Genomic DNA, 24,104 nt, shown 5'->3' on the forward strand with positions numbered 1-24,104 from the left:
CGCTCGGGAAGAATGATCGGCATGGCCACCTCCTCCACTTCACGCCGCGGCGCGCTGCCTCTCGCCGCCGCCCTGCTCACCGCCTCCGTCGCCCTCTACATGGCGCTGGTCGCGTTCGGGAACATCACCGACTTCGGCACCAACCAGCAGTTCGTCCGGCATGTTCTCGCCATGGACACCACGTTCAAGGACGAGGACCTGATGTGGCGGGCCATCACCAGTACGGGGCTCCAGGACACCGCCTACGTGCTGATCATCGTCTGGGAGACCGTCGCCGCGCTGGTCCTCATATACGGGACCTGGCTGTGGGCCAGACGTGACCAGCAGCAGGCCCGGCGGATGTCCACGTACGGGCTGCTGATGGTGTTGCTGCTGTTCGGCGCCGGGTTCATCGCGATCGGCGGTGAGTGGTTCTCCATGTGGCAGTCGAAGAGCTGGAACGGGCTGGACGCCGCCACCCGCGTGTTCCTGTTCAGCGGGCTGGTGCTGGTCGTCAACCACCTGCCGTCCAAGCAGGCGGACTCGACTACCTGACCACGGTCACCGTCGTGCCGACGGTGCCGAACGCCCACAGTGCCGAGCCGTCCGCCTTCCGCATCCTGACTCCGCCCGTCCTGGCACCGGAGTCGGCGGGAGGCGGCGAGGCGCCGTCGACCGCGTTGGAGAAGGCGACGGAGACACCGGACTTCGCGGCGAAGTAGATGATGTGCTCGATCTGGACGCCGTCCGAGCCGGTCGTGGCCTCGTTGCGGGACGACACCGTGTACGTGCCGGGGTCGGGGCTGACCGTGCCCGGCCACACGGTGAACGTACGGCGGGTCGCCTCGCTCGCGTCGACCAGCCACACCCGCTTCTCGTCGAGTGAGTAGACGATGCGCCGGCCGGTGCCGGAGCCGTCGGGCACCCTCGCCGGGACCGAAGCCGAGGGCGTGGGCTGCGCCGGCACCGAGGCGCTCGGCTTGGCCGAGGTGGCGGTGGGCTGCGGGCCCCGGTCCGCCTGCACGGCCAGGACCGTCACCGCGGCTATCGCTCCCACGGTCAGCCCGGTCACCCAGGCCCACGAAGGAAGTCGGGCAGGCACGGGCACGCATCTCCTCAGTCACGGGACCCCGCGGAACGGGGGTTCCGATCATCGTACTGCGAGCCCGTTGCTTCCCAGGCGGCCTAGGGGCCGTCGACGGTTTTGCGGACCGGTACGGGGCCCGTGCCGGCTCCGTGGGCGGTGTAGCGCGGGGTGCGGACGGGGGCCGGGTAGGAGAGGTGCACGAGCCGGGTCTGCTCCTGCCGCATGTGGGTGAGCGACTCGAGGATGTAGCCCACGAGCAGGACGAGCGCGGCGATGGTCATGATCGCGGCGGCGAGGATCGCCGTGGGAACGCGGGGCACCGTGCCCGTGCGGACGAAGTCGGCGATGACCGGGATGCCGAGGACGACCGAGACCAGGGCCAGGACGCCGGCGATCACGGTGTGCACGAGGGAGGGCCGCTCGCGCCGCGCCAGGTCGAGGATGACCCGCAGGATGCGCCAGCCGTCCCGGTAGGTGCGCAGCTTGCTCTCCCCGCCGGCCGGCCGGACCCGGTAGTCCACGACCACCTCCGCCGTGGGAAGGCGCAGGTGGAGGGCGTGGATCGTCATCTCGGTCTCGGTCTCGAACTCCCGGGCCAGCGCCGGGAAGGACTTCACGAAGCGGCGCGAGAACACCCGGTAGCCGCTGAGCATGTCGGTCACGTCGTTGCCGAACAGGGACCGCACGGCCCCGGTGAGCACCTTGTTGCCGACCGCGTGTCCGGTCCGGTAGGCGCCGTCGTCCGCTACCCGGCGGGCGCCGACGACCTGGTCGTACGGCCCCTCGAAGAGCAGGTCCACCAGGTCCCGGGCGCGCGAGGCGTCGTAGGTGTCGTCGCCGTCGATGATGAGCAGGGCGTCGGCGTCGACATCGGCGAAGGCGCGGCGGATGACGTTGCCCTTGCCCTTGCGGGGCTCCTGCCGGACGATCGCGCCCGCCGCGCGGGCGACGTCCACGGTGCGGTCGGTGGAGGCGTTGTCGTAGACGTAGACGACGGCCTCGGGGAGCGCCGCGCGCAGGTCGCGGACCACCTTGCCGACGGCCGCCTCCTCGTTGTGGCACGGCACGACACACGCGATCGTCGGTTCCACGGCCACTCCCCACTCCTCATCCGAACATCCGAGCCGGTGTCGAATAGTCACATATGGTGGAAATCATGCGGTATGGGCGAGCCCATGCGGCGGGGGCGCGCCGGGTGGCTACTCTCGCTCTGTGCCGGTTCTCGCCTCTGTGACACGTTCCGTCCGTGATGCCGTACGGGGCATCTGGCGCGAGGCCGCGAAGTTCTCAGCCGTCGGCGCCCTGGCCTTCGTCGTGGACAACGGCGGCTACAACCTGCTGGTCTTCGGGCTGCCCGGCGACGCGGAGGGCGGGCCGATGGGGGCCGCTCCCGTCCAGGCCTCCGTCGTCGCGACGGGCGCCGCCGCGCTCTTCAGCTGGGCCGGGAACCGCTACTGGACCTACCGCCACCAGCACCGCGAGCAGGTGGCCCGCGAACTGGGCCTGTTCCTCGTCGCGAACGGCGTCGGTCTCGCCATCACGGCGGGCACGGTCTTCGCGTCCCGGCAGTTGCTCGGGCTCGACTCGGCGCTCAGCGACAACACCGCCCGCATCTTCGGCTGGGTGCTCGCGACCCTGTTCCGCTTCTACGCCTACCGGCGCTACGTCTTCGTCACACCCTGAGCCGTTAGCATCCGGCATATGGGACAAATGCCGTGGTTGCCGCGTGCGCACCGCTGGGTCTGGGGACTGGCCGCCGTCGCCGCGGTCTGCTGCCTGGGCACGATCCTCGTGTTCGCCCCCGGCTACCTGAGTCCCGACAGCCTCGACCAGCTCCGGCAGGCCGAGGGGAAAACGCCCCTGACCGACTGGCACCCGCCCGTGCTGAGCCTGGTGTGGCGTGCGCTCATCGCGGTGACCGGCTCGATCACGTCCATGCTCGTCCTCCAGGCCGTTCTCTTCTGGGGAGCGCTCTGGGTGCTGGCCTGGTGCGTCTGGGAGCTGACCGCGAGCCGCGGCGGTTCCCTCGCCGTACTCGGCCTCGGTCTGGCTCCCTTCGTGCTGACGTTCGTCGGGGTGGTGTGGAAGGACGTCCACGCGGCGGTCGCACTGCTCGCCGCGTGCGCGGTCGCGCTCACCGGGCTGCTGCTGCGGGACCGCCGGCCTCCTCGTCCCGCCGTGCGGTGGGGGCTGCTCGGGCTGGGCGTGCTGTTCCTCGCGTACGCCATGCTGGTGCGCAAGAACGCCTTCTTCGCCGCGCTCCCCGTCTTCGTCATGCTGGTCCTCGCACTGTGGCGCGCTCCCGGCCGCCGTACGTGGGCGATGTGCACGGCGGCACTCCTGGCCGCCCTCGTCGTACCGACCGCCGCCATCTCCCTGTTCGCGCGGCCTCTCGAGACGGAACAGGCCGCACAGATCATGCTCGACGACCTGGTCCACGTACTGGAGGTGGACGAGCTCCGGACGGCGGACGTGCCACCCGATCTCAGGGACCGGCTCGTGGCATCCGCGCAGGAGTGCGAGCGCGTCGGGGCCCTGTCGGACGCCTACTGGGCCTGCTACGAACGCCCGGCGGACGGGCTGCGCGGGGACTCAGACGAGATCACGTCCCTGTGGCTGCGCGAGATGAGCGGCCATGTGCCGCACTACCTCCAGTACCGGCTGCGGCTCTTCACGACGCTGCTGTTCGAGACCGACGACCCGTACAAAGCGGGGGTCAGCCGCAACGACCTGGGCATCGAGGTGGCGCATCCCCGGCTGGAGGACATGCTCGGCACGTACGTCAAGGGCATGGTGACGGACGTGCCGTGGCTGTTCCGCGGGTGGTTCTGGCTCGCCGTCGCGCTGGTGCTGGCCATCCGCCCGGGCAAGGGCCGGTTCTCGATGCCGGTCCGGGCGCTGGGCATCAGCTCGGCGGCCTACATCCTCGGCTACCTGCCGATCATGCCCGCGACGGACTTCCGCTACGTCTACTGGCCGGCGATCGCCTGCACACTCGGCCTGCTCCTGCTCTGGCTGGGCCGGGGCACGGCTCTCCCACCGCCGAAGAGCCCCGGCGCCACGCCCGACCGCGCCGTGACGGCACAGCAGCCGGCGGACGCCGGGGGCCGGTAGACCTCTCAGTCCAGCACCGGCAGCAACTCCGGCAGATGCCCGTCCGACGCCTGCGCCGCCCGCTGCCGCTCCTGCGGGACCTCCCCGTACAGGGTGTTCCGGGGCTTCGCCGGGCGGCCCGCGGCGTCGGCCACCGCGATGAGGTCCTTGACCGACTTGTACGAGCCGTAGGAGGAGCCCGCCATGCGGGAGATGGTCTCCTCCATGAGCGTCCCGCCGAGGTCGTTGGCGCCCGAGCGGAGCATCTCGGCCGCGCCCTCGGTGCCCAGCTTCACCCAGCTCGTCTGGATGTTGGGGATGTACGGGTGCAGCAGGAGCCGGGCCATGGCCGTGACCGCGCGGTTGTCCCGCATGGTCGGGCCGGGGCGGGCGATGCCCGCGAGGTACACGGGCGCGTTGGTGTGCACGAACGGCAGCGTCACGAACTCGGTGAAGCCGCCGGTGCGCTGCTGGATGCCGGCGAGGGTGCGCAGGTGGCCCAGCCAGTGGCGGGGCTGGTCGACATGCCCGTACATCATCGTCGAGGACGACCGGATGCCCAGCTCGTGGGCCGTCGTCACGACGTCGATCCAGTCGGCCGCGGGCAGCTTGCCCTTGGTCAGGATCCAGCGGACCTCGTCGTCGAGGATCTCGGCGGCGGTGCCCGGGATGGTGTCCAGGCCGGCCTCCTTGGCGGCGGTCAGCCACTCGCGGACGGACATGCCGGTGCGGGTCGCCCCGTTGACCACCTCCATCGGCGAGAAGGCGTGCACGTGCATGCCGGGGACGCGTTCCTTCACGGCCCGCGCGATGTCGAAGTACGCCGTGCCGGGCAGGTCCGGGTGGATGCCGCCCTGCATGCAGACCTCCACCGCGCCGACGTCCCAGGCCTGCTGGGCCCGGTCGGCGACCTGGTCCAGGGACAGGGTGTAGGCGTCGGCGTCCGTGCGGCGCTGGGCGAAGGCGCAGAAACGGCAGCCCGTGTAGCAGACGTTGGTGAAGTTGATGTTGCGCGTGACGATGTAGGTGACGTCGTCGCCGACGGCCGACCTGCGGACGTCGTCGGCGACCTGCGCGAGGGCGTCCAGGGCCGGTCCGTCCGCGTGCAGCAGGGCCAGCGCCTCGTCGTCGGTGAGCTTCGTGGGGTCGTCGGCCGCCGTGCGCAGGGCCTGCCGTACGTCGGTGTCGATGCGCTCCGGTGCCATGCCGGGGGCGGCCGCCTCGCGCAGGGCGCCCCAGTCGCCGTACACCTCGTCGAAGTCGTCCCGGCGGTCAGACGTACGGCCCTCGGAGTCGATCGAGGAGTGCAGGTCCGTGCGGCCGGACGCGACGAAGACCTCCTCCGGCTCCTGCCACGGCAGGCCCTCGGGCAGGGCCTCGGGGCGCGCGAGCCCGGTCTCCGGATCGGCCAGCGCCGCCACGTGCGGACGCAGTCGCGGGTCCAGCCAGGGCTCGCCGCGCCGGACGAACTCCGGGTACACGCACAGCCGTTCCCGCAGTTCGAAACCGGCCGCGCGCGACTTCTCGGCGAGCTGGTCGATCTGCGGCCAGGGGCGCTCGGGGTTGACGTGGTCGATGGTCAGCGGGGAGACCCCGCCCCAGTCGTCGATGCCGGCGCCGATCAGCCGCTCGTACTCGGCGTCGACGAGGTTGGGCGGAGCCTGGATACAGCCCGAGGGACCCATGAGGAGGCGGGCGACGGCCACCGTGGCGACCAGTTCGTCCAGTTCCGCGTCCGGCATGCCGCGCATCGCGGTGTCCGGCTTGGCGCGGAAGTTCTGGATGATCAGCTCCTGGACGCCGTGGTAGGCCCGGGAGACCTTCCGCAGCGCGAACAGGGACTCGGCGCGCTCCTCGTAGGTCTCGCCGATGCCTATGAGCAGCCCGGAGGTGAAGGGGACGGAGGAACGCCCGGCGTCCTCGAGCACCCGCAGGCGGACGGCGGGCTCCTTGTCGGGCGAGCCGTAGTGGGGACCGCCCGGCTCCGACCAGAGGCGGGTCGCGGTCGTCTCCAGCATCATGCCCATGCTGGGCGCGACGGGCTTCAGCCGCTGGAAGTCGGTCCAGCTCATGACGCCCGGGTTCAGATGGGGCAGCAGGCCCGTCTCCTCCAGGATGCGGATGGAGATGGCGCGGACGTAGGCGATGGTGTCGTCGTAGCCGTGCGCGTCGAGCCACTCGCGCGCCTCCGGCCAGCGGTCCTCGGGCTTGTCGCCGAGGGTGATGAGGGCTTCCTTGCAGCCCAGGGCGGCGCCCTTGCGGGCGATGTCCAGCACCTCGTCGGGGGACATGAACATCCCGTGGCCCTCCCGGCGCAGCTTGCCGGGGACGGTGACGAACGTGCAGTAGTGGCACTTGTCCCGGCACAGCCGGGTCAGTGGGATGAAGACGCTCTTGGAGTACGTGATGACGCCGGGCCGGCCGGCCGCCTCGAGCCCCGCGTCCCGCACCCGGGCCGCCGAGGCCGCCAGGTCCTCCAGGTGCGCGTCCCGGGCCTGGAGCAGGACGGCCGCCTCGGCGACGTCGAGCGAGACGCCGTCCCTGGCCCGTTTCAGGGCGCGACGCATGGAGTTCTCGGTGGGGCCGGTTCCGGGGGTCGCGGAAGTCGTCATCCTTCGAGCATACGATCGCGCTGATCAACTGGGCCGGGCCCCGTCAGTGGAACGCCAGCCACCCGATGCCCAGGGCGGCCACGAGACCGCTGAGGGCCACGGCGAGGGGCCTGTGGCGGTGCAGGGAGAACCAGACCAGCGCGGCGGTCACCAGCACGGCCGACGTGCCGATCGCGGCGGGCAACAGCCCTTGGCTGTAGCCGTATTCGCCGAAATGTCGCGTGAGCCACCATAACCAGGTGATCCTCATGACGCTGCGCTCTCCCCCTGTTTCCCGTTGAGTTGTCAGGTACCTGGAAGATATCCCGTCAGCCCGTCCAGCGCCTTCAGAATCTCCGCCTCCCCCGCCGGCGGCAGTTGCGCCACGACCTCCTCGATGCCCAGGTCGGCGTAGTACGCGAGCTTGCCCGGGGTCGGGTGGACGGCGTACGGGACGACCTGGAGGGCCTGGGGATCGCGGCCCGCTTCGGCCCAGGCCGTGCGCAGCAGGGGCAGGGACTCCGACAGGCCGCGGCCGCCGATGGGGAGCCAGCCGTCGGCGTACGCGCAGATGTGGGAGAACAGCTTGGGCCCGGCGGAGCCGCCGACGAGCGTGCGCGGGCCGACGACCGGGCCGCGCGGCTTCCGCACGGGCTTGGGATGCGCGTGACTGGCCCGGACGCTGCCGAACTCCCCCTCGTACGCGACGGGTTCCTCCGACCACAGCGCCCGCATCAGCGCCATCCGATCCCGCACCAGCTCGCGCCGGGTGCGCCACCGTACGCCGTGGTCGGCGGCCTCCTCGACGTTCCAGCCGAAGCCGAGCCCGAGCGTGAACCGGCCGCCTGACAGGTGGTCCAGGGTCGCGACCTGCTTGGCCAGGTCGATCGGGTCGTGCTGGGCGACGAGCGTGATGCCGGTGCCGAGCCCGAGCCGCTCGGTGACGGCGGCGGCCTGGCCGAGCGCCACGAACGGGTCGAGGGTACGGCCGTACTCGCGCGGCAGCTCGCCGCCCGCCGGGTACGGGGTGGTCCGCTCGACGGGGATGTGCGTGTGCTCGGGCAGATACAGCCCGGCGAAACCGCGGTCCTCCAGCTCGCGTGCGAGCCGGGCCGGGGTGATCGTCTCGTCGGTGAGGAAGATCGTTACGGCGATGCGCATGGCCTATTCCTACCCGCGGGGGAGTCGGCTGTCCCTACCGACCGGTCGGCCCCCTCGGTCGGTATCAGGTGACCGTCGCGAGCGCCGCGTACCCCGTGCCCGCCTCGGCGCCGGCCCACAGCAGGGCGGCGACCGCGCTGTAGGGCGCGATCCGGTGGTAGGGCAGGCGGGTGGCGCCCGCGAGGTGCGGGATGAGCGTGCGGAGCACCGGAACGAAGCGGGCCAGGAACACCGCCTGGCCGCCACGGCGGTCCATCCGGGTCTCGGCGTTCCGCCAGGCGGTGGCCGGGACACGGCTGCCGAGGCGTCCGGTGCGCAGGCGGTCGCCGAGCAGGGCTCCGGTGCGGTGGCCGAGCAGGTCACCTGCCACCGCGGCGCCCGCCGTGACCCCGACGACGAGCGGCAGGCTCAGCTGCCCGCTGCGGGCCAGCGCCCCGGCCGCCAGAAGCAGGCCGAGGGTGGGGACGAAGGCGCCGACCAGCAGGACCGACTCGGCCAGGACCGCCACCGCCAGGACGGCGTAGGCGGTGGTGGCGGGGACGTGGCCGATAAGGTCCGACGGGGTGGTCACCGGCGGGCTCCGATGACGTCGTACCGCTCGTCCCGCGCGTCCGGCGTATCCGGCGCGTCGCGGGACGGGCGCCGCAGCTGCCAGACCCTGGCCGGAGGCAGGTTCGCCCACACCGACCAGCGGCCGGTGCCGTACCGGCGCTGGTAGGCGGCCATGACCGCCTCGACGGCATGGTGCCGGCGGGCTTCCGCGCGGGAGGACAGCAGGGTGCGGGCCTGCCGGGTGCCTCGGTAGGCGAAGTAGGTGAGGGTGCCGCCGGGGTGGAGGAGCTCCAGGAACCGGGCCATGATCGTTTCGGTCTGGCCGGGGCTGAAGTTGGTCAGGGGCAGGCCGGAGACGATCACGTCGTAGCGCTGCTCGCCGGGGAGGTCCTCGACGTAGGAGCGGTGGACGCGGACCCGCTCGGGTTCCCCGGCCAGGAGGGGGTGCGTGTCGACGAGACGGCGCAGCCGTCCGGCGAATCGGGGGTTGGCCTCGACGACGTCCAGGCGACTGCCCGGCGGCAGCTGCGGGACGAGGGCGCGGGTGACCGCTCCGGTTCCGGCTCCCGCCTCCAGGACGGTCAGCGGCCGTGGTGCGAGGGCGCGTACCGGGTCGGTCAGCGCACGGGCCAGGGCCTTGCCGCTGGGGGCGACGGCACCGGTGGTGCGCGGGTCGCGGGCCGCTTCGGTGAGGAACGTCCAGTCCATGGGTCGAAAATCCATGGTTTCGACGCTAGGAAGCGGCCCGCGCCCGGACATCCGTCGTTGTGCGGCGGCCTTCCCCTACGAAAGTAGGGGGTCGCAGGGTACTGAGGTCGGACGCCGGACGGGCCGGGCCCGCCTAGCATCCGGTGAGTGATACGAGAAGGATTCCGGTGGAGCGCCTGCGGGCGCTGGTGCCTGGTCGTGCTGCTGACCGCCCTCGCGGTGCAGAACAGCGCGACGGTCGCCGGCGGCCGGTACCTGACGCCGGCCACCGCCGCGGCGGTGCTGTGCGGGGCGGCCCTGCTGGTGCGGCGGCTGCCCCGGTACGTCCCGGCCGGGCTTGCCACCGCGGCGACCGGGCTGTGCGGATGGCCCCTGCTGGTGCTGCTCCTCGTCGCACTGTTCGACCTGGCGGCGCAGCGGCGGATCCGGTGGGCGGTGGGGTGCGCCGCGGCCGCGCTCGGCGCCAGCTTGCTCCTGACCCCCGAGACCTCGCTGTGGACCCCGCAGCAGTACGGCTCCACCCTGTTCGTGCTGCTGGCCCTGGTGAGCGGGCTGTGGGTGGGGAACCGTCGCCGGCTGCTGAAGGCGCTGGGCGACCAGGTCGAGCATCTGCGGATCGAGCGGCAGTTGCGCGAGGAGGCCGCCCGGGCCGCCGAGCGGTCCCGGATCGCCGCGGAGATGCACGACGTACTGGCTCACCGCCTGAGCCTGATCGCCCTGCACACGGGCGTCCTCGCCACCCGCAACGAGCAGTTGCCCGCGCCGGTCGTGGAACGCCTGGCCCTGCTGCGCACCGCCTCCACCGAGGCCCTGGCCGACCTCCGCGACGTCCTCGGAGCCCTGCGCGACCCCGGGTCCGAGCCCGCCGAGGCCGCTCCCGTCCCCGTCCTGCGTGACGTGGACGCACTGGTCGACCAGGCACGGGCGGCCGGGCAACGAGCCGAGCTGCGGGTCGACGGCCGGCCCGGGCAGGCTCCCGCCGCGCACCGGCTGGCCGTCTACCGGCTCGTCCAGGAAGCACTGACGAACGCCCGCAAGCACGCCGGGGGCGCCCCGGTGCGCATCCAGCTCTGTTACCGGCCGCCCGCCACCACCGTGGAGGTCACCAACGCCCCCGGCAGCCCGGCCGCACACGCCGTCGCCTCCGGTTTCGGGCTGGTCGGCCTGCGCGAGCGTGTCACCGCCCTCGGCGGCCACCTGCACGCCGGACCCGGCGGGGCCGGCAGCTGGCGGCTGGCCGCCCGCATCCCGCACCCCGCGCCCCTCGAACAGAACGGCACCCCCACATGATCCGCGCCCTGATCGCCGACGACGACGCCCTGGTCCGCCTGGGCCTCACCGACCTCCTCGACGGCGACCCGGGCATCGAGGTCGTCGCCCAGGCGTCCGACGGCCTGCACGCCGTCGAGCTGGCCACCGCGCACCGTGTCGACGTCGCCCTCGTGGACGTCCGCATGCCCCGCATGGACGGCATCACGGCCACGGCCCGGCTGCGCGCCCTGCACCGTCCGCCGAGGGTGATCACGCTGACCACCTTCGATCTCGACGAGTACGTCTACGACGCCCTCGCGGCCGGTGCCGACGGCTTCCTCCTGAAGGACACCGATCCGGCCGAGATCCTGCGCGCCGTCCACCTCGTCGCCGCGGGCTCGGCGATGCTCCACCCGAGCGCCGCCCGCCGCCTCATCGACCGCTACCACCGCTCGGGCGGTTCGCAGGCCACGGCCGCCCGTGCCCGCCTCGACCGGCTCACGCCCCGGGAACGCGACGTGCTGACCCTGCTCGCGCAGGGGGAGACCAACGCCGACATCGCCGACCGCCTCGGCATGCGCGAGAGCACCGTCAAGGCCCACGTCAGCCGCATCCTCACCGCGCTGGAGGTCGCCAACCGGGTGCAGGCGGCCCTGCTGGCCCGCGACGCCGGCCTCACCGCCTGAACTCCTCGTCCGGCTTGGCCTGTTCGGCTGTTTCCCGCCGCCGGGTCCCCTTCCCTTACACGCCGGTTCACGGCTGAATACAAAGGTTGCACGCACCACCACTGCACCACCCATGCCTTGTCACCGACGACACCTGGGAGCAGCAGCATGTGCGAGGACAACCACGGCGGGCTCGGCCGGCGGGCTCTGTTCGTGACGGGAGCGGCCGCCGCGCTTACGTTGGGAAGCGTGAGCTTCGCTTCAGCGGCCGGCGCGGACCAGGGCGACGGGGACCAGGAGAGCAGAACGGTGCGCGGCACCCTGCCGCCCGGCTCCCCCGACTTCGTGTACGTGCCGGTCGAGGTCCCGGCCGGTGTCCGGGAGATCAAGGTCGCCTACACCTACGACCGCCCGTCCGTCCCGGCCGGCACGACCGGCAACGCCCTCGACATCGGCATCTTCGACGACCGTGGCACCGAGCTCGGCGGCCGGGGCTTCCGGGGCTGGTCGGGCGGGGCGCGCACGGAGTTCTTCATCCGTGCGGACGAGGCGACGCCCGGATACATCCCGGGCCCGGTGCGCGAGGGCACCTGGCACATCGCGCTCGGCCCGTACACGGTCGCCCCGCAGGGCCTGTCGTACGAGATCACGATCACGCTGACCTACGGCGAGCCGGGCGAGGCAGCCCGGCCGGTGTACCCGCCGGACCGGGCCAGGGGCCGGGGCCGTGCCTGGTACCGGGGCGACTGTCATCTGCACTCCTGGTACTCCGACGGCCGTCGCACCCCCGCCGAGATCGGGGCGCTGGCGCGGGCGGCGGGGCTGGACTTCATCAACTCCTCCGAGCACAACACGCACGCGGCGCACGCCCACTGGTCGGACGTGGCCGGGGACGACCTGCTGGTCATGCTGGGCGAGGAGGTCACCACGCGCAACGGTCACGTCGTCGCGCTGGGCACCGACCCGGGCACCTTCGTCGACTGGCGCTACCGGGCCCGCGACAACCGCTTCGGCCGGTTCGCCCGCCAGATCCGCCGCGCCGGAGGCCTGGTCGTCCCGGCCCACCCGCACGCCACGTGCGTCGGCTGCAACTGGAAGTTCGGCTTCGGCGAGGCGGACGCGGTCGAGGTGTGGAACGGCCCCTACACGCCCGACGACGAGGTCGCCCTCGCCGACTGGGACAGCATGCTGGTGGCGTCCGTGCGGGACGGGCGCGACTGGATCCCGGCGATGGGCAGCAGCGACGCCCACCGCGACCCGGACCCCGTCGGGCGGCCCCAGACGGTCGTCCTGGCCGACGACCTGACCCGCCGGGCGATCCAGGAGGGCATCCGGGCGGGACGGTCGTACGTCGCCGAGTCCGCCAAGGTCGAGCTGTCGTTCCGGGCGTCCGGCGCACGCGGCGAACACGCGGGCATCGGCGAGCGGTTGCGGGTGGACAGCGACACCCCGGTCACCGTCCGCCTGGAGGTCACGGGCGCTCCGCGCTGCACGGTCCGCTTCGTCACCGACCAGGGCGTGCTGCACACCAGCGCCCCGCTGCCGGTGTCCGGCTCGGGTGTCGTCGAGTGGCGGACGACCCCGTCGTACGCGGCGTACGTACGGGCGGAACTGCGGCACGAGGCGGCGGCGGGGCCGGTGCCGGGGGCGCTGGCCGCCTTCACCAATCCGATCTTCCTCGGACGTCAGTGAGGTCGAGCGTGGGGCCCCTTCAGGGGGTACGGAGCGGAGTCAGTCCACCACCTGTGGATCACGGAAGTAGTAGACGACCGTCACTCCCATGTCCGGGGTGTGCGTGTACACGACGGTGATCGCCTCAGCCGAGTCACGGGCCAGGGGTGTGGTGTACGTGTATTCCACGGACGGTGGCCGCCAGCCGGGGATCTCGCGACCCGCAGCCGGGTCGCGGGCGATGGCCGCGAGCGCGTCCCGGACGACTTCCCGCTCCCCCTCCGTCAGGTCACCGAACGCCTTCCGCGCAGGCTCGGCCTCCTCCAACGGGACTTCGTTCACACGCCGCCCCCGGCTCGCGCCTCTTCAAGAGCCGCCATGATGTCGGGCGAGTTCCTGATCAGCACCCGGTGCCGGTAGGCCCGGACCACGGCTGCGGCGCCCGTGAGGTCGTTGGTCGGGGAGGCCCCTATGGCGGCCGCAAGCTCGTCCTCGAACCGTTCCCGGTCGCCCGGGAAGCCGTAGCGGCTGAGCGCACTGCGCAAATCGTCCACGGTCCGGATCTCCGGCAGCGGCATCCCTGTCCAGCCGTGCTCGGGCTGTGCGCTCATGATCTGCTCCTGATGAAAGGGCATCGCTCCACCTCCCAGTATGGCGCCGCCTGCCCTGGACGGGCATCGCGCTCCATGGCCTACCGCCCGCACAGCCCCGCTCACCACGCTGCCGCTCCGCCCCCGCACTCGGCCCACAGCAGCTTGCCGCCCTTCGACGCGCCCAGCTCGCGGAGCACCGACGCGCCCCATGCGTCCGCGCAGGCCCACACGAGGGGGAGGCCGCGGCCGTGCTCGGCATCCAGTGGGGGCGCCGGTGATTCTCCGTTCGAGAAGCCGGGCGGGACACGAGGGTCTGTGTCCCATACGGCCACACGGAGCCGGCCGGGCTCCGCCGAGCGGACTCGGAGGGCGTACGGCCCTTTGGTGTGGCAGTGCGAGTTCGCCAGCAGTTCGGCGGCCAGGAGTTCCGCCGTCGGGACGAGTTCGGGCATCTCGTGAGCGGCGAGAATGAGTCTGAGGGCGCCGCGTGCGATGCCGGGGGCGCGTGGATCGTGCGGCAGGTGCAGGGTGTAGTTCCAGGACGGGGATACGGTGGCCATCGGAAGTCTCCGGTTACTGAGGGGAGTTGGACGGGTGCCTGGTGTCTCTGCCGTGGCGTCCCACGGTGCGCTTCCAGGTCGGGCGCCTGAGGAGGAAGATAGGGCCTCGGCAAATGACATTTGCGCGATCCGGAGATACTTCGGCCAACTTCCCTTCGTGTGGGTGACTTGCGACGGAACGTATGTCCAGGAGGCGTTCACATGCCCGCAAGACCGCCTCTGACGGCCCGCCGCCTCCGGCTCGCCGTGGAGCTGCGCAAGATGCGCGAACGTGCGGGCATGACGGCGACCGAGGCCGCACGTGCGCTCGGTACGAGCCAGGGGCAGCTCAGCAACGTGGAGTCGGGCCGCTTCGGAGTGAGCCCCGAGCGCATCCGGGCTCTGGCCCGCATCTACTCATGCGCGGACCAGGGGTTCATCGAGGCTCTGGTCGACCTGGCGACCGACAAGACGTTCGGCTGGTGGGAGTCGTATCGCGAAGTACTGCCATCAGGGCTCCTCGACCTGGCCGAACTGGAGCACCACGCCATCGCCGTACGCACGGCGTACACCTCCCACATGCCGGGGCTGCTCCAGACCGCCGATCACGCGCGTGAGATCTTCCGGCACGTCATCCCCTCACCGACGCCCCCCGAGGTCGAGCACCGCGTCTCCCACCGGATCAAACGGCAGGGAGTGCTGTACGGGGACAATCCGACTCCGTACGGGACGACCGTGCACGAGGCTGCCCTGCAGATGCGCGTCGGCGGACGGAACGTGGCGCGTACCCAGTTGCAGCACTTGCTCGACATGAGCGAACGCGAGCACATCACGATCCGCGTGCTTCCGTACGACGTCGGCGCTTTCCCCGGGGCCGGTCAGTCGATCAACTACCTGTACGGCACTGTGCCGCAACTCGACACCGCGCAACTCGACCAGTTTCACGGCCCCGCCCTCCTCGACGCCGAGGCCCTCCTGGACAAGTACCGGAACCTGCTCGACATCGTGGAAGCCATCGCACTCAGTCCCGAGAAGTCCCGGGATCTGATCCACTCCATCGCCCAGAACCTGTAAGGGAGCCGACATGTCCCCGCACCGCTGGCAGAAGTCGTCCTACTGCCAGGAAGGCGATGCCTGCGTCCACATATCCGTCAGCCCGGACTCCGTCCACATAACCGACCGCCCCGACCCGCCCCGAGCCATCCTCACCACCAGCCACACCGCATTCCGCGCCCTGCTCTCCTACGCCAGGTCGGCCACGACCGCCGCGTGGTCGGAGGGCCAGACCCCGTCCACCGGGCCGTCGCACGCCCGCCGGACGTCCCGTACGTGGCCGAGTCCCCCGGGGCCGGGCGGGCCCACGTGGATGTAGTCGATGCGCGCGCTCGGCTCGTGGGTCGGCGCCACGTACGGGTTGGCCGCGTCCCAGGTGGCGGAGGGGGCGGCCGGGTCGGCGTACTCCCAGGCGTCGAGGAGGACCTGGCGGGGCACGGCCGGGGCGGTCTTGTAGCCGCCGAGGAGGCGGATCTCGTCGGAGTCGGGCCAGGCGTTGAGGTCGCCGGTGACGACGGGCGGGAACGGCGTGTCGCCGCGGTGCCGGTCGACGAACTCGGCGAGCGCGGCGACCTGGCGGCAGCGGACCGCCGAGGCGTGCACGGCGGAGGTGAAGTGGGTGGTGAAGAAGGGGATGTCGTGGCCGGGGCCGGCCAGGCGGGCGTAGAGGGCCAGCCGGCCGTCGTCCGTGTCGGCCGGGGCGGGCAGCGGCAGCATGTCCCGGTCCACGACCGGCCATCTGCTGAGCACGGCGTTGCCTATGTCCACCGTGGGATCCCCGATCCGCCGCCGCCAGCGCTCCGGTGCGGGCGAGGCGGCCCAGGCGCAGTGCAGGCCCAGCTCACCGGCCAGCCACTCGGCGAGGTTCTCACCGTCGGCGGCCCACACCTCCTGGAGGCCGACGACGTCGGGGCGCAGCTCCCTCAGGGCCGTGAGAATCGCCTTCTGCCGTGCCTGCCAGGGCCCGAAGCGCCACCACAGGTTCCACGTCACGATCCGCATCCGCAGCCACCCGCTCTCGTCCCGCCGCGTGAGGGATCATTGAAGCAGGACCGCTGTGGGAGCAGGAACCGTTGCGGAATCCGTGAGAGCTCGTGCGAAGGAGACCCCGACGATGTCCCGTGTCGCCGACCTGAGGTTCCGCGCCGCCACGTCCTTCCAGCGCCGCGTCAACCCGATCGTGCGCCGCCTCCCCCTCCAGACCGTCCTGGAGACGAAGGGCCGCGTCTCGGGCCTGCCCCGCCGCACCCCGGTGGGCGGCCGCCGCGTCGGCGACTCCTTCTGGCTGGTGTCGGAGTTCGGCGAACGGTCGCAGTACGTGCGCAACATCAAGGCCGATCCGCGGGTGCGGGTGCGGATCCGGGGGCGGTGGCACACGGGGACCGCACACCTGCTGCCGGACGACGACCCGGTGGCGCGACTGCGGCGGCTGCCCAAGGTCAACGGTCTGGGGGTGCGGGCGTTCGGGACGGACCTGCTGACGGTGCGGGTGGATCTGGCCGGCTGACGGCCCCCGGGCGCACGGCCCTCAGCCCGGCCACACGATCGCCTGCACCTCGCTGTACGCGTGCAGGGCGTACGAGCCGACGTCCCTGCCGACGCCGCTCTTCTTGAAGCCGCCGAAGGGGGCCTCCATGTTGCGGCCCACGGTGTTGATCCCGACACCGCCCGCCCGCAGGCGCCGCGCCACCCGGAAGGCCCTGGCCACGTCGGACGACCAGACGTAGTCGATGAGGCCGTAGTCGGTGTCGTTGGCCAGGGCCACGCCCTCCTCCTCGTCGTCGAAGGGGATGACGGCCACCACCGGGCCGAAGATCTCCTCGCGGGCCACGCGCATATCGTTGGTGCAGTCGCCGAGGAGGGTCGGGGTGACGTAGAAGCCGGTCGGCAGGGAGGGGCGTTGGCCGCCGGTGACGACCACCGCGCCTTCCTTCCGGCCCAGTTCGACATACGACTCGACCCGGTCCCGGTGGGCCGCCGAGATCACCGGCCCGACCACCGTGTCCGGCTCCCGGGGGTCCCCCACCTTCAACCGGGCCGCGTACTCGGCCAGTTGCCCGACCAGGCGGTCGTAGATCCCGCGCTGCGCCAGCACCCGGGTCGGTGCCGTGCAGATCTGGCCGCTGTAGAAGGAGAAGGTGGTGCCGATGCCGGACAAGGCCGAGCCGATGTCGGCGTCGTCGAGGACGACCGCCGCGCCTTTGCCGCCGAGCTCCATCAACTGCCGTTTCATGTCGCGCCCGCACACCTCGGCGATGCGCTGCCCGACCGCCGTGGAGCCGGTGAAGCTGACCATGTCGACGTCCGGTGAGGCCACGGCCGCCTCACCGACCTCTGTCCGTGCACCGCTGACCACGTTCACCACGCCGGGCGGCACACCGGCGGCCTCCAGCGCCTGAGCCATCCGGTAGACCGACAGCGGATCCTGGGGTGCCGGCTTCACCACGACCGTGTTGCCCATCGCCAGAGCGGGGGCGATCTTGCCCGCCGGGTTTGCCCAGGGGTTGTTGTACGAGGTGATGCAGGTGACGACACCGACGGGCTGGCGGACGGCGAGTGCGCCCATGACGCCCGCCCGCCCCATCGGCCCGGCCTCGTTGATCTGCGGCGGGATCGCCCACTCGGCGGGCTCCACGCGCGCGTAGCGCCGGAAGCGGGCGGCGGCGACGCCGACCTGCATGCCGCGTGCGGTACCGGTGGTCGCGCCGGTCTCCGCCCGGGCCAGCTCGGCGTACGGCACGAGACGGTCCCGGATGATGTCCGCGGCGCGGGCGAGCATCGCGGCCCGCTCCTCCGCGGGCGTTGCCGACCACGGCCCGAAGGCCTCGCGGGCCGCGGCGCAGGCAGCGTGCACCTGATCCCGCGAGGCCTCCGGCGCCCACCCGACGGTCTGCTCGGTCGCCGGGTCGATCACCTCGTAGTGGCCGCCGTCCGGCTCCACCCAGGAGCCGCCGACGAACAGCGGCTGCCGTGCCGTCACCTCGTGCTCACCGTCTCCGTGTCCCGGCCCGAGCGCAGCACCCGGCCCGGTACGGCGCCGGTCACCACGTCGTCCCGGATCGCCTCGACCCCGTTGACCCACACGGCGCGCACGCCCAGTGCCCGGGAGTCCAGCCGCGGGCTGTCACCCGGCAGGTCGTGCACCAGGGTGGCCGGGCCCGCGTCGATCCGCTCCGGGTCGAACAGGACGAGGTCCGCATGCCAGCCCTCCCGCACCTGCCCCCGCTCCCGCAGGCCGAAGAGCCGGGCCGGGTCGTCGGTCAGCATCTTCACGGCCTGCTCCACACCGACCAGCTTCCGGCCCCGCAGACAGTCCCCGAGGAACCGGGTCGTGTACGGCGCCCCGCACATCCGGTCCAGATGCGCACCCGCGTCGGACCCGCCGAGCAGCACGTCCTCGTGCTGCCAGGTCTCCGCCCGCAGCGCCCAGGACGCCGGGTCGTTGTCGGGCGGCATCGGCCACAACACCGTGCGCAACTCGTCGTTGGCGCAGATCTCCACCAGGCACGCGAAGGGCTCCTGGCCGCGCTCCTCGGCGATGTCCTCGACCACCCGCCCGGTCAGCCCGGCGTTCGCCTCGCTGTAGGTGTCGCCGATGACGTACCGCCCGAAGTTCGCCAGCCGCCGGAAGACGCCCGCCTCCTTGGACCGGGCGCGCCGCAGCATCCCGTCCCGTACGTCCGGGTCGCGCAGCTTCTCGATCCGCTCGGGCACGGGCAGGCCGAGAATCGGCCCCCACCCGGGGATGAGGTTGAGCGCGCAGAAAGTCCCCAGCGACATGTTCATCGGCGTGAGGATCGGCATGGTCAGCGCAACGACCCGGCCGCCCGACTTCCTTGCCTGCTCGCTCGCCAGGAGCTGCCGGGGCACCCGCTCGGGCACGCCCGCGTCGATGGTCAGGACGTTCCAGTTCAGCGGCCGCCCCGCCGCCGCGCTCATCTCGGCGAACAGGTCGATCTCCGCGTCGCTGAACTGATCCAGACAGCCCGCGACGATCGCCTCGATCTGCGTGCCCTCGTGCTCTCCGACGGCCCGCGACAGCGCCAGCAGCTCGGCCGGCCCGGCGTGCCGGGAGGCGACCGGCTTCCCGTCGCCGTCGGAGTGGCTGGTCGACTGGGTGGTGGACAGCCCCCAGGCCCCGGCGTCCATGGCCTCCCGCAACAGCCGGACCATCGCCGCCAGTTGCTCCCCGGTCGGCTGCCCGCCGATGGCCTGCGGCCCCATCACGTACCGCCGCAGCGCACAGTGCCCCACCATGAACCCGGCGTTGACGGCGATCCGCCCCTCCAGGGCGTCCAGGTACTCCCCGAAGGAATGCCAGGTCCAGGGCGCCCCCTCCTCCAGCGCCACCAGCGCCATGCCCTCGACCTTCGACATCATCCGCCGCGTGTAGTCGGCGTCCTCGGGCCGGTCCGGGTGCAGCGGAGCGAGGGTGAACCCGCAGTTCCCCCCGGCGACGGTGGTGACCCCGTGGTTGAGGGAGGGCGTGGCGTACGGATCCCAGAAGAGCTGGGCGTCGTAGTGGGTGTGGGGGTCGACGAAGCCGGGGGCGAGGACGAGGCCGTGCGCGTCCTCGCTTGTGCGCGCTTCTTGAGCGACCTCACCGATGACGGCGATCCGCCCGTCCTGGATGCCGACGTCGGCGACACGGCCGGGCCCACCGGTCCCGTCGACGACGGTCGCCCCCTTGATGACGTGATCGAGCATGAGCACTCAACTCCTCGAGCTGCATGTCCCTCAGGGGCGCGGGGAACTGCGCGACCAGCCCCCACACACCCGCACCCGCCAACGGCGATCAAACACCCCTACGGAACCGCGAAGTCCGATGCACAGGATCCGTATCGATCTTCGGAATCACGTGCTCCCCGACCAGCCGAATCGTCTGCAGGGTCTCGTCCTTCGGCACCCCCACCGGCAGCCCGAAACTCAGCTGGTCCGCCCCCGCCTGCTCCCACCGCTTGCACTGCGTGAGCACCTCGTCCGGATCGCCGCAGATCAGCAGCTCCTCCTCGATGAGGACCTCCACGAGCTCCTCGGTGTACTCCGGCAGCGTCTCCGGCCACACCGGAAACCCCTCGGGCCGGGGAAACGTGTCGTGGTACCGGAACACCAGCGACGGCAGATAGTGCAGCTGCCCGTTCGCCGCGATCCGCACCGCCTCCTCGTGCGTCGGCGCACAGATCGCCGTCGTCGTCACCATCACGTTGTCGTTGACGAAGTCACCGACCGGCTCGGCGTCCACGATCGCCGTCTTGTACTGCTCCAGCACCCACTCCATGTCGGAGACCTTCTGCACGCTGAAGCCGAGCACCCCGAGCCCCTTCTGCGCGGCCATGGCGTACGACGGAGGCGACCCGGCCGCGTACCACATCGCCGGGTGCGAGCCGCCGTACGGCTTCGGCAGGACCTTCCTCGGCGGCAGCGACCAGTGTTTGCCCTGGAAGCCGGCGTACTCGTCCTGGAGCCACATCTTGGGGAACTCGGCGATGGTCTCTTCCCAGATCTCCTTGGTGTGGTTCATGTCGGTCACCCCCGGCATGAAGCCCAGGATCTCGTGCGAGCCGGCACCCCGCCCGCTGCCGAACTCGAACCGTCCCTTGCTGAGATGGTCGAGCATGGCGACCTTCTCGGCGACCTTCACGGGGTGGTTGACCGGGGCGAGCGGGTTGAAGATGCCCGAGCCGAGGTGGATCCGCTCCGTGGCGTGGGCGAGATACCCGAGGAAGACGTCGTTGGCGGACAGGTGCGAGTACTCATCCAGGAAGTGGTGCTCGGAGGCCCAGGCGTACTTGAAGCCGGACTTGTCCGCCTGGATGACGTACTCGGTCTCCTCCATCAGCGCCTTGTGCTCGGCGAGCGGGTCGGTTTCAGCCCGTTTGCCCACGTATCCCTGTACGAAGACCCCGAATTCCAAGGAGATTCACCGCCCCACGGTTATTTCTGACGAGCCGTCAGATGGATGGCTCCGACTGTTCCACCGCTCCTCGGGAGCGTCAATAGCTGACGGTTCGTCAGGTAGTGGCGGATCAGATGACGCTCACTCCCGCCAGCCACCCGCCGTCGATCACGAACGGCTGCCCGGTGATGTAGGAGGAGTCGTCGCACGACAGGAACAGGGCGAGCCGCGCCACCTCCTCCGGCTGCCCGACCCGCCCCAGCGGCACGAGCTTGCGGTACAGCCGGTCGAGCCCCCTGGCGCTCTCCTCCGGGTCGGCGTCCGGGTCCAGCCGGGCCGGGTTGGACATCGCGGTGTCGATGGCGCCCGGGCAGACGGCGTTGACGCGTATCCCCCGCCCGGCCAGCTCCAGCGCGGCCACCCGGGTCAGACCGACCACGGCGTGCTTGCTCGCCGCGTACGCGCCCACCCCCGCCATTCCGGTCAGGCCGGTGTACGAGGCGGTGTTGACGATCGTGCCCCCCTCGGCCAGCTCCGGGGCGACGGCCCTGATGCCGAGGAAGCAGCCCACCTGGTTGACCTGGACGACCCGCATGAACTCGTCGAGGGGCGTGTCGAGGAGGGAGTCGAAGCGGAGGATTCCGGCGTTGTTGACGAGCCCGTCGACCCGGCCGTACGCGTCCTTGGCCGCGGCGACGGCCGCCTCCCAGTCGTCCTCCCGGCCGACGTCGAGATGGACGTACCTGGCACCGATCTCCTTCGCGAGGGCCTCGCCCTGGTCGTCGAGGACATCCGCGACGACCACCCGGGCGCCCTCGGCCGTGAACAGCCGGGCCTCCTGCTCGCCCTGGCCGCGCGCGGCGCCGGTGATGATGACGACCCGTCCGTCGAGCTTGCCCATGGTTCTCCTCACAGCTGTGGGGCGACCTCGGCGCCGAACGCCGCGATCTGGTCGGTGAGCTCGGTGCGGTCCCGGCTGCGGAACCGCACCTGGATCTGGTCCACGCCCATCGCGCGGTACGCCCGCAGCGATTCGGCGAGCTCCTGCGGACCACCGGTGAGGGTCCGGCGGCCGACGTCCCAGCGGGGCGCTCCGACGTACAGCGGTTCGGCGATGGCGCCCACGGTGAACGGCCCTGATGCCCCCGCCCGTTCGCGCAGTTCCCGGATCCGCGCGATCTGCGCGGGCAGCCGGTCCCTGGGATCGCCCTGCGGCAGCCAGCCGTCGCCCTTGAGCGCGGCCCGTCGCAGGGCGGCCGGCGAGGACCCGCCGACCCAGAGGGGGACCCGGTCCTGCGCCGGGCGCGGCCGCTGCCCGAGCCCTTCGAAGTCGTACAGCTTGCCGTGGTGTTCGGGGAACTCGTCCGGCCCGAGGGCGGCGCGCAGGGCGTCGATCGACTCGTCCAGCACGGCCCCGCGCCGCTCGAAGTCGGCCCCCAGCACCTCGAACTCCTCGCGCACATGCCCGGCCCCGACCCCGAGGACCAGCCGGCCGCCCGACAGGTGGTCGAGGGTGGCGTACTGCTTGGCGCTGAGCAGCGGATGCCGCAGTCCCACGACGGCGACGTGGCTGAGCAGCCGGGTCCGCTCGGTGGCCGCCGCGAGGAAGGCGAGGGTGGCCACCGGGTCGTACCAGACCGTGCTCATCGCGGACGCGAGGCGGCGCGGGATGGCGATGTGGTCGCAGCTCGCCAGGTAGGCGAACCCGGCGCGGTCGGCGGCGCGGGCGACGGCGAGCAGGTCCTCGGGCCCGGCGGCGGCTTCCCAGGGCTCGGTGTAGAGGGTGCTCTGGGACTGGACCGGGAGCTGGATCCCGTAGGCCAGGCTCACCGCGTCCCGTCCCAGAGCCCGTCGTCGCTCAGCCCCAGCAGCTCGATCGCGTTCCGCCGCACGATGCGCTCCACCACCTCGGGCTCCAGGTGCCCCATCTGCGCCTCGCCGACCTCGCGGGACTTGGGCCAGGTGCTGTCGGAGTGGGGGTAGTCGGTCTCGTAGAGGACGTTGTTCAGGCCGATCGCGTCCAGGTTGCGCAGCCCGAAGGCGTCGTCGAAGAAGCAGCCGTAGACGTGCTCGGCGAACAGCTCGGACGGCGGCCGGTGCACCTTGTCGGCGACGCCGCCCCAGCCGCGGTTCTCCTCCCACACGACGTCGGCCCGCTCCAGGATGTAGGGGATCCAGCCGATCTGCCCCTCGGCGTACATGACCTTGAGGTTCGGGAACTGCTCGAACTTGCCGCTCATCAGCCAGTCGACCATCGAGAAGCAGCAGTTGGCGAAGGTGATGGTGGAGCCGACGGCGGGCGGGGCGTCGGCGGAGGTGGAGGGCATCCGGCTGCTGCTGCCGATGTGCATGGCGACGACCGTGCCGGTCTCGTCGCACGCCGCGAGGAAGGGGTCCCAGTCGTCGGTGTGGATGGAGGGGAGCCCGAGGTACGGCGGGATCTCGGAGAAGGCGACGGCACGGACACCGCGTGCGGCGTTCCGCCGGACCTCCTCGGCGGCCAGCTCGGGGTCCCAGAGGGGGATCAGGGTGAGCGGGATGAGCCGCCCGTGCGCCTCGGGGCCGCACCACTCCTCCACCATCCAGTCGTTGTAGGCACGGACGCAGAGCAGACCCAGCTCGTGGTCCTTCGCCTCGGTGAAGGTCTGGCCGCAGAAACGCGGGAACGTCGGGAAGCAGAGGGCGGACTGGACATGGTTGACGTCCATGTCGGCGAGCCGGGCCGGGACGTCGTAGGAACCGGGCCGCATCTGCTCGTAGGTGATGACCTCCAGGCGTATCTCGTCCCTGTCATACCCGACGGCGGTGTCGAGGCGGGTGAGGGGCCTGCGGAGGTCCTCGTAGACCCACCAGTCACCGACGGGACCGTCGTCGCCGGGCGCGCCCATGACCGGCTTGAAGCGCCCTCCGAGGAACGTCATCTCCTTGACGGGCGCACGGACGATCCGGGGGCCGGCGCCCCGGTACTTCTCCGGGAGCCGGTCCTGCCAGACGGTCGCGGGCTCCACCGTGTGGTCGTCCACGGAGATGATCAGCGGAAACGTGCTCGCGTGGGTGTCCATGGCGCTCACGGTAGCGCTGATCTGACGGTGCGTCAGCTATGCGGGCGGGGGCGGGTTCCGGCCGCGGTGGCCGGGCAGGGACGGGTAGGTGCGGAGAGAGTGTGCGGACCTTGTGGACTCCCGTGCGTCGCCCTGTGATCGGTGTCTCCCACGGCTGACGTATCCGCCGTGCACAAGGCAAACTGGCGTGGTTGCTCAGGATG

The 24,104-nt window shown here is 71.7% G+C and carries 25 protein-coding genes and 1 pseudogene; 9 read left to right on the top strand and 17 right to left on the bottom strand.

Annotated features, from left to right (window positions below; all coding sequences use genetic code 11):
- Positions 1-21: 21 nt before the first annotated feature.
- The gene (locus CP976_RS19130) at positions 22-534 is read left to right on the top strand and encodes a DUF2165 domain-containing protein (RefSeq protein ID WP_150481477.1); all 513 of its coding nucleotides are present in this window, start codon (positions 22-24) and stop codon (positions 532-534) included.
- On the opposite strand, the gene CP976_RS19135 is transcribed toward CP976_RS19130, so the two are convergent.
- Complete coding sequence (locus tag CP976_RS19135) at positions 527-1,087, bottom strand: hypothetical protein (RefSeq protein WP_150481478.1); 561 nt, start codon at positions 1,085-1,087, stop codon at positions 527-529. The genes CP976_RS19130 and CP976_RS19135 overlap by 8 nt on opposite strands.
- A gap of 77 nt (positions 1,088-1,164) precedes the next feature.
- Positions 1,165-2,163 carry a glycosyltransferase family 2 protein gene (locus CP976_RS19140; protein ID WP_150481479.1) on the bottom strand — a complete coding sequence of 333 codons (999 nt, stop codon included), beginning with the start codon at positions 2,161-2,163 and terminating at the stop codon, positions 1,165-1,167.
- A gap of 133 nt (positions 2,164-2,296) precedes the next feature.
- Here CP976_RS19140 and CP976_RS19145 point away from each other — a divergent pair, with 133 nt between their 5' ends.
- Both CP976_RS19145 and CP976_RS19150 read left to right on the top strand, forming a co-directional pair.
- Positions 2,297-2,749 carry a GtrA family protein gene (locus tag CP976_RS19145; RefSeq protein WP_150481480.1) on the top strand — a complete coding sequence of 151 codons (453 nt, stop codon included), beginning with the start codon at positions 2,297-2,299 and terminating at the stop codon, positions 2,747-2,749.
- 18 nt (positions 2,750-2,767) lie between these two features.
- On the top strand, positions 2,768-4,180 hold the full coding sequence (locus tag CP976_RS19150) for a hypothetical protein (RefSeq protein WP_229875765.1): 1,413 nt from the start codon (positions 2,768-2,770) through the stop codon (positions 4,178-4,180).
- Positions 4,181-4,185: 5 nt separating this feature from the next.
- Here the strand turns inward: CP976_RS19150 and CP976_RS19155 are convergent, their stop codons facing one another.
- The 5 genes from CP976_RS19155 to CP976_RS19175 form a co-directional block, all read right to left on the bottom strand.
- Positions 4,186-6,771, bottom strand: coding sequence for a bifunctional FO biosynthesis protein CofGH (locus CP976_RS19155; RefSeq protein ID WP_150481481.1), 2,586 nt, complete (start codon positions 6,769-6,771; stop codon positions 4,186-4,188).
- Positions 6,772-6,814: 43 nt separating this feature from the next.
- Complete coding sequence (locus CP976_RS19160; protein ID WP_150481482.1) at positions 6,815-7,021, bottom strand: hypothetical protein; 207 nt, start codon at positions 7,019-7,021, stop codon at positions 6,815-6,817.
- Positions 7,022-7,056: 35 nt separating this feature from the next.
- Positions 7,057-7,911: an LLM class F420-dependent oxidoreductase gene (locus CP976_RS19165; RefSeq protein ID WP_150481483.1), complete on the bottom strand. Its 855-nt coding sequence runs from the start codon at positions 7,909-7,911 to the stop codon at positions 7,057-7,059.
- A 64-nt stretch (positions 7,912-7,975) separates the two neighbouring features.
- Positions 7,976-8,482 (bottom strand): DedA family protein, encoded by a 507-nt coding sequence (locus CP976_RS19170; protein ID WP_150481484.1) that lies wholly within the window; start codon positions 8,480-8,482, stop codon positions 7,976-7,978.
- Positions 8,479-9,186 carry a class I SAM-dependent methyltransferase gene (locus tag CP976_RS19175; protein ID WP_229875755.1) on the bottom strand — a complete coding sequence of 236 codons (708 nt, stop codon included), beginning with the start codon at positions 9,184-9,186 and terminating at the stop codon, positions 8,479-8,481. Before CP976_RS19175 ends, CP976_RS19170 begins: the two co-directional genes overlap by 4 nt.
- A gap of 132 nt (positions 9,187-9,318) precedes the next feature.
- On the opposite strand from CP976_RS19175, the gene CP976_RS19180 reads away from it, so the two are divergent.
- The 3 genes from CP976_RS19180 (at position 9,319) to CP976_RS19190 (ending at position 12,779) form a co-directional block, all read left to right on the top strand.
- Complete coding sequence (locus CP976_RS19180; protein ID WP_150481486.1) at positions 9,319-10,461, top strand: sensor histidine kinase; 1,143 nt, start codon at positions 9,319-9,321, stop codon at positions 10,459-10,461.
- Positions 10,458-11,108, top strand: coding sequence for a response regulator (locus tag CP976_RS19185; protein ID WP_086850195.1), 651 nt, complete (start codon positions 10,458-10,460; stop codon positions 11,106-11,108). The genes CP976_RS19180 and CP976_RS19185 overlap by 4 nt, the downstream gene beginning before the upstream one ends.
- A gap of 147 nt (positions 11,109-11,255) precedes the next feature.
- Positions 11,256-12,779, top strand: a complete 1,524-nt coding sequence (locus CP976_RS19190) for a CehA/McbA family metallohydrolase (RefSeq protein WP_150481487.1) — start codon at positions 11,256-11,258, stop codon at positions 12,777-12,779.
- Between the two features lie 39 nt (positions 12,780-12,818).
- On the opposite strand, the gene CP976_RS19195 is transcribed toward CP976_RS19190, so the two are convergent.
- The 3 genes from CP976_RS19195 to CP976_RS19205 all read right to left on the bottom strand — a co-directional run bounded on the left by CP976_RS19195 (position 12,819) and on the right by CP976_RS19205 (position 13,911).
- A complete protein-coding gene (locus CP976_RS19195) occupies positions 12,819-13,100 on the bottom strand; it encodes a hypothetical protein (RefSeq protein WP_150481488.1) in 282 nt (93 codons plus the stop codon).
- A complete protein-coding gene (locus CP976_RS19200; RefSeq protein WP_150481489.1) occupies positions 13,097-13,369 on the bottom strand; it encodes a hypothetical protein in 273 nt (90 codons plus the stop codon). The genes CP976_RS19195 and CP976_RS19200 overlap by 4 nt, the downstream gene beginning before the upstream one ends.
- A gap of 101 nt (positions 13,370-13,470) precedes the next feature.
- Complete coding sequence (locus tag CP976_RS19205; RefSeq protein WP_150481490.1) at positions 13,471-13,911, bottom strand: ATP-binding protein; 441 nt, start codon at positions 13,909-13,911, stop codon at positions 13,471-13,473.
- Between the two features lie 201 nt (positions 13,912-14,112).
- Between CP976_RS19205 and CP976_RS19210 the strand changes: the two genes are divergently transcribed.
- Together CP976_RS19210 and CP976_RS43760 are read left to right on the top strand one after the other, a co-directional pair.
- On the top strand, positions 14,113-14,964 hold the full coding sequence (locus CP976_RS19210) for a helix-turn-helix domain-containing protein (RefSeq protein ID WP_150481491.1): 852 nt from the start codon (positions 14,113-14,115) through the stop codon (positions 14,962-14,964).
- 10 nt (positions 14,965-14,974) lie between these two features.
- Positions 14,975-15,082, top strand: a pseudogene (locus tag CP976_RS43760) (DUF397 domain-containing protein); the annotation flags it as partial.
- Positions 15,083-15,132: 50 nt separating this feature from the next.
- On the opposite strand, the gene CP976_RS19220 reads toward CP976_RS43760, so the two are convergent.
- Positions 15,133-15,945 (bottom strand): endonuclease/exonuclease/phosphatase family protein, encoded by an 813-nt coding sequence (locus CP976_RS19220; RefSeq protein ID WP_150481492.1) that lies wholly within the window; start codon positions 15,943-15,945, stop codon positions 15,133-15,135.
- 112 nt (positions 15,946-16,057) lie between these two features.
- Here CP976_RS19220 and CP976_RS19225 point away from each other — a divergent pair, with 112 nt between their 5' ends.
- Positions 16,058-16,450, top strand: a complete 393-nt coding sequence (locus CP976_RS19225; RefSeq protein WP_150481493.1) for a nitroreductase/quinone reductase family protein — start codon at positions 16,058-16,060, stop codon at positions 16,448-16,450.
- Positions 16,451-16,471: 21 nt separating this feature from the next.
- Here CP976_RS19225 and CP976_RS19230 read toward each other — a convergent pair whose 3' ends face one another.
- From CP976_RS19230 to CP976_RS19255, 6 genes are all read right to left on the bottom strand, one after another.
- Complete coding sequence (locus tag CP976_RS19230; RefSeq protein WP_150481494.1) at positions 16,472-17,923, bottom strand: aldehyde dehydrogenase family protein; 1,452 nt, start codon at positions 17,921-17,923, stop codon at positions 16,472-16,474.
- A complete protein-coding gene (locus CP976_RS19235) occupies positions 17,920-19,650 on the bottom strand; it encodes an N-acyl-D-amino-acid deacylase family protein (RefSeq protein ID WP_150481495.1) in 1,731 nt (576 codons plus the stop codon). The genes CP976_RS19230 and CP976_RS19235 overlap by 4 nt, the downstream gene beginning before the upstream one ends.
- Positions 19,651-19,738: 88 nt before the next feature.
- Entirely contained in the window at positions 19,739-20,857 is a 1,119-nt protein-coding gene (locus CP976_RS19240; protein WP_150481496.1) for an LLM class flavin-dependent oxidoreductase, read from the bottom strand.
- 112 nt (positions 20,858-20,969) lie between these two features.
- Positions 20,970-21,740 carry an SDR family NAD(P)-dependent oxidoreductase gene (locus tag CP976_RS19245; protein ID WP_150481497.1) on the bottom strand — a complete coding sequence of 257 codons (771 nt, stop codon included), beginning with the start codon at positions 21,738-21,740 and terminating at the stop codon, positions 20,970-20,972.
- Between the two features lie 8 nt (positions 21,741-21,748).
- Positions 21,749-22,669 (bottom strand): TIGR03619 family F420-dependent LLM class oxidoreductase, encoded by a 921-nt coding sequence (locus tag CP976_RS19250; protein WP_229875751.1) that lies wholly within the window; start codon positions 22,667-22,669, stop codon positions 21,749-21,751.
- On the bottom strand, positions 22,666-23,901 hold the full coding sequence (locus CP976_RS19255; RefSeq protein WP_150481498.1) for an amidohydrolase family protein: 1,236 nt from the start codon (positions 23,899-23,901) through the stop codon (positions 22,666-22,668). Before CP976_RS19255 ends, CP976_RS19250 begins: the two co-directional genes overlap by 4 nt.
- Between the last annotated feature and the right edge of the window lie 203 nt (positions 23,902-24,104).

It is taken from the genome of Streptomyces coeruleorubidus (assembly GCF_008705135.1).
GTDB lineage: Bacteria > Actinomycetota > Actinomycetes > Streptomycetales > Streptomycetaceae > Streptomyces > Streptomyces coeruleofuscus.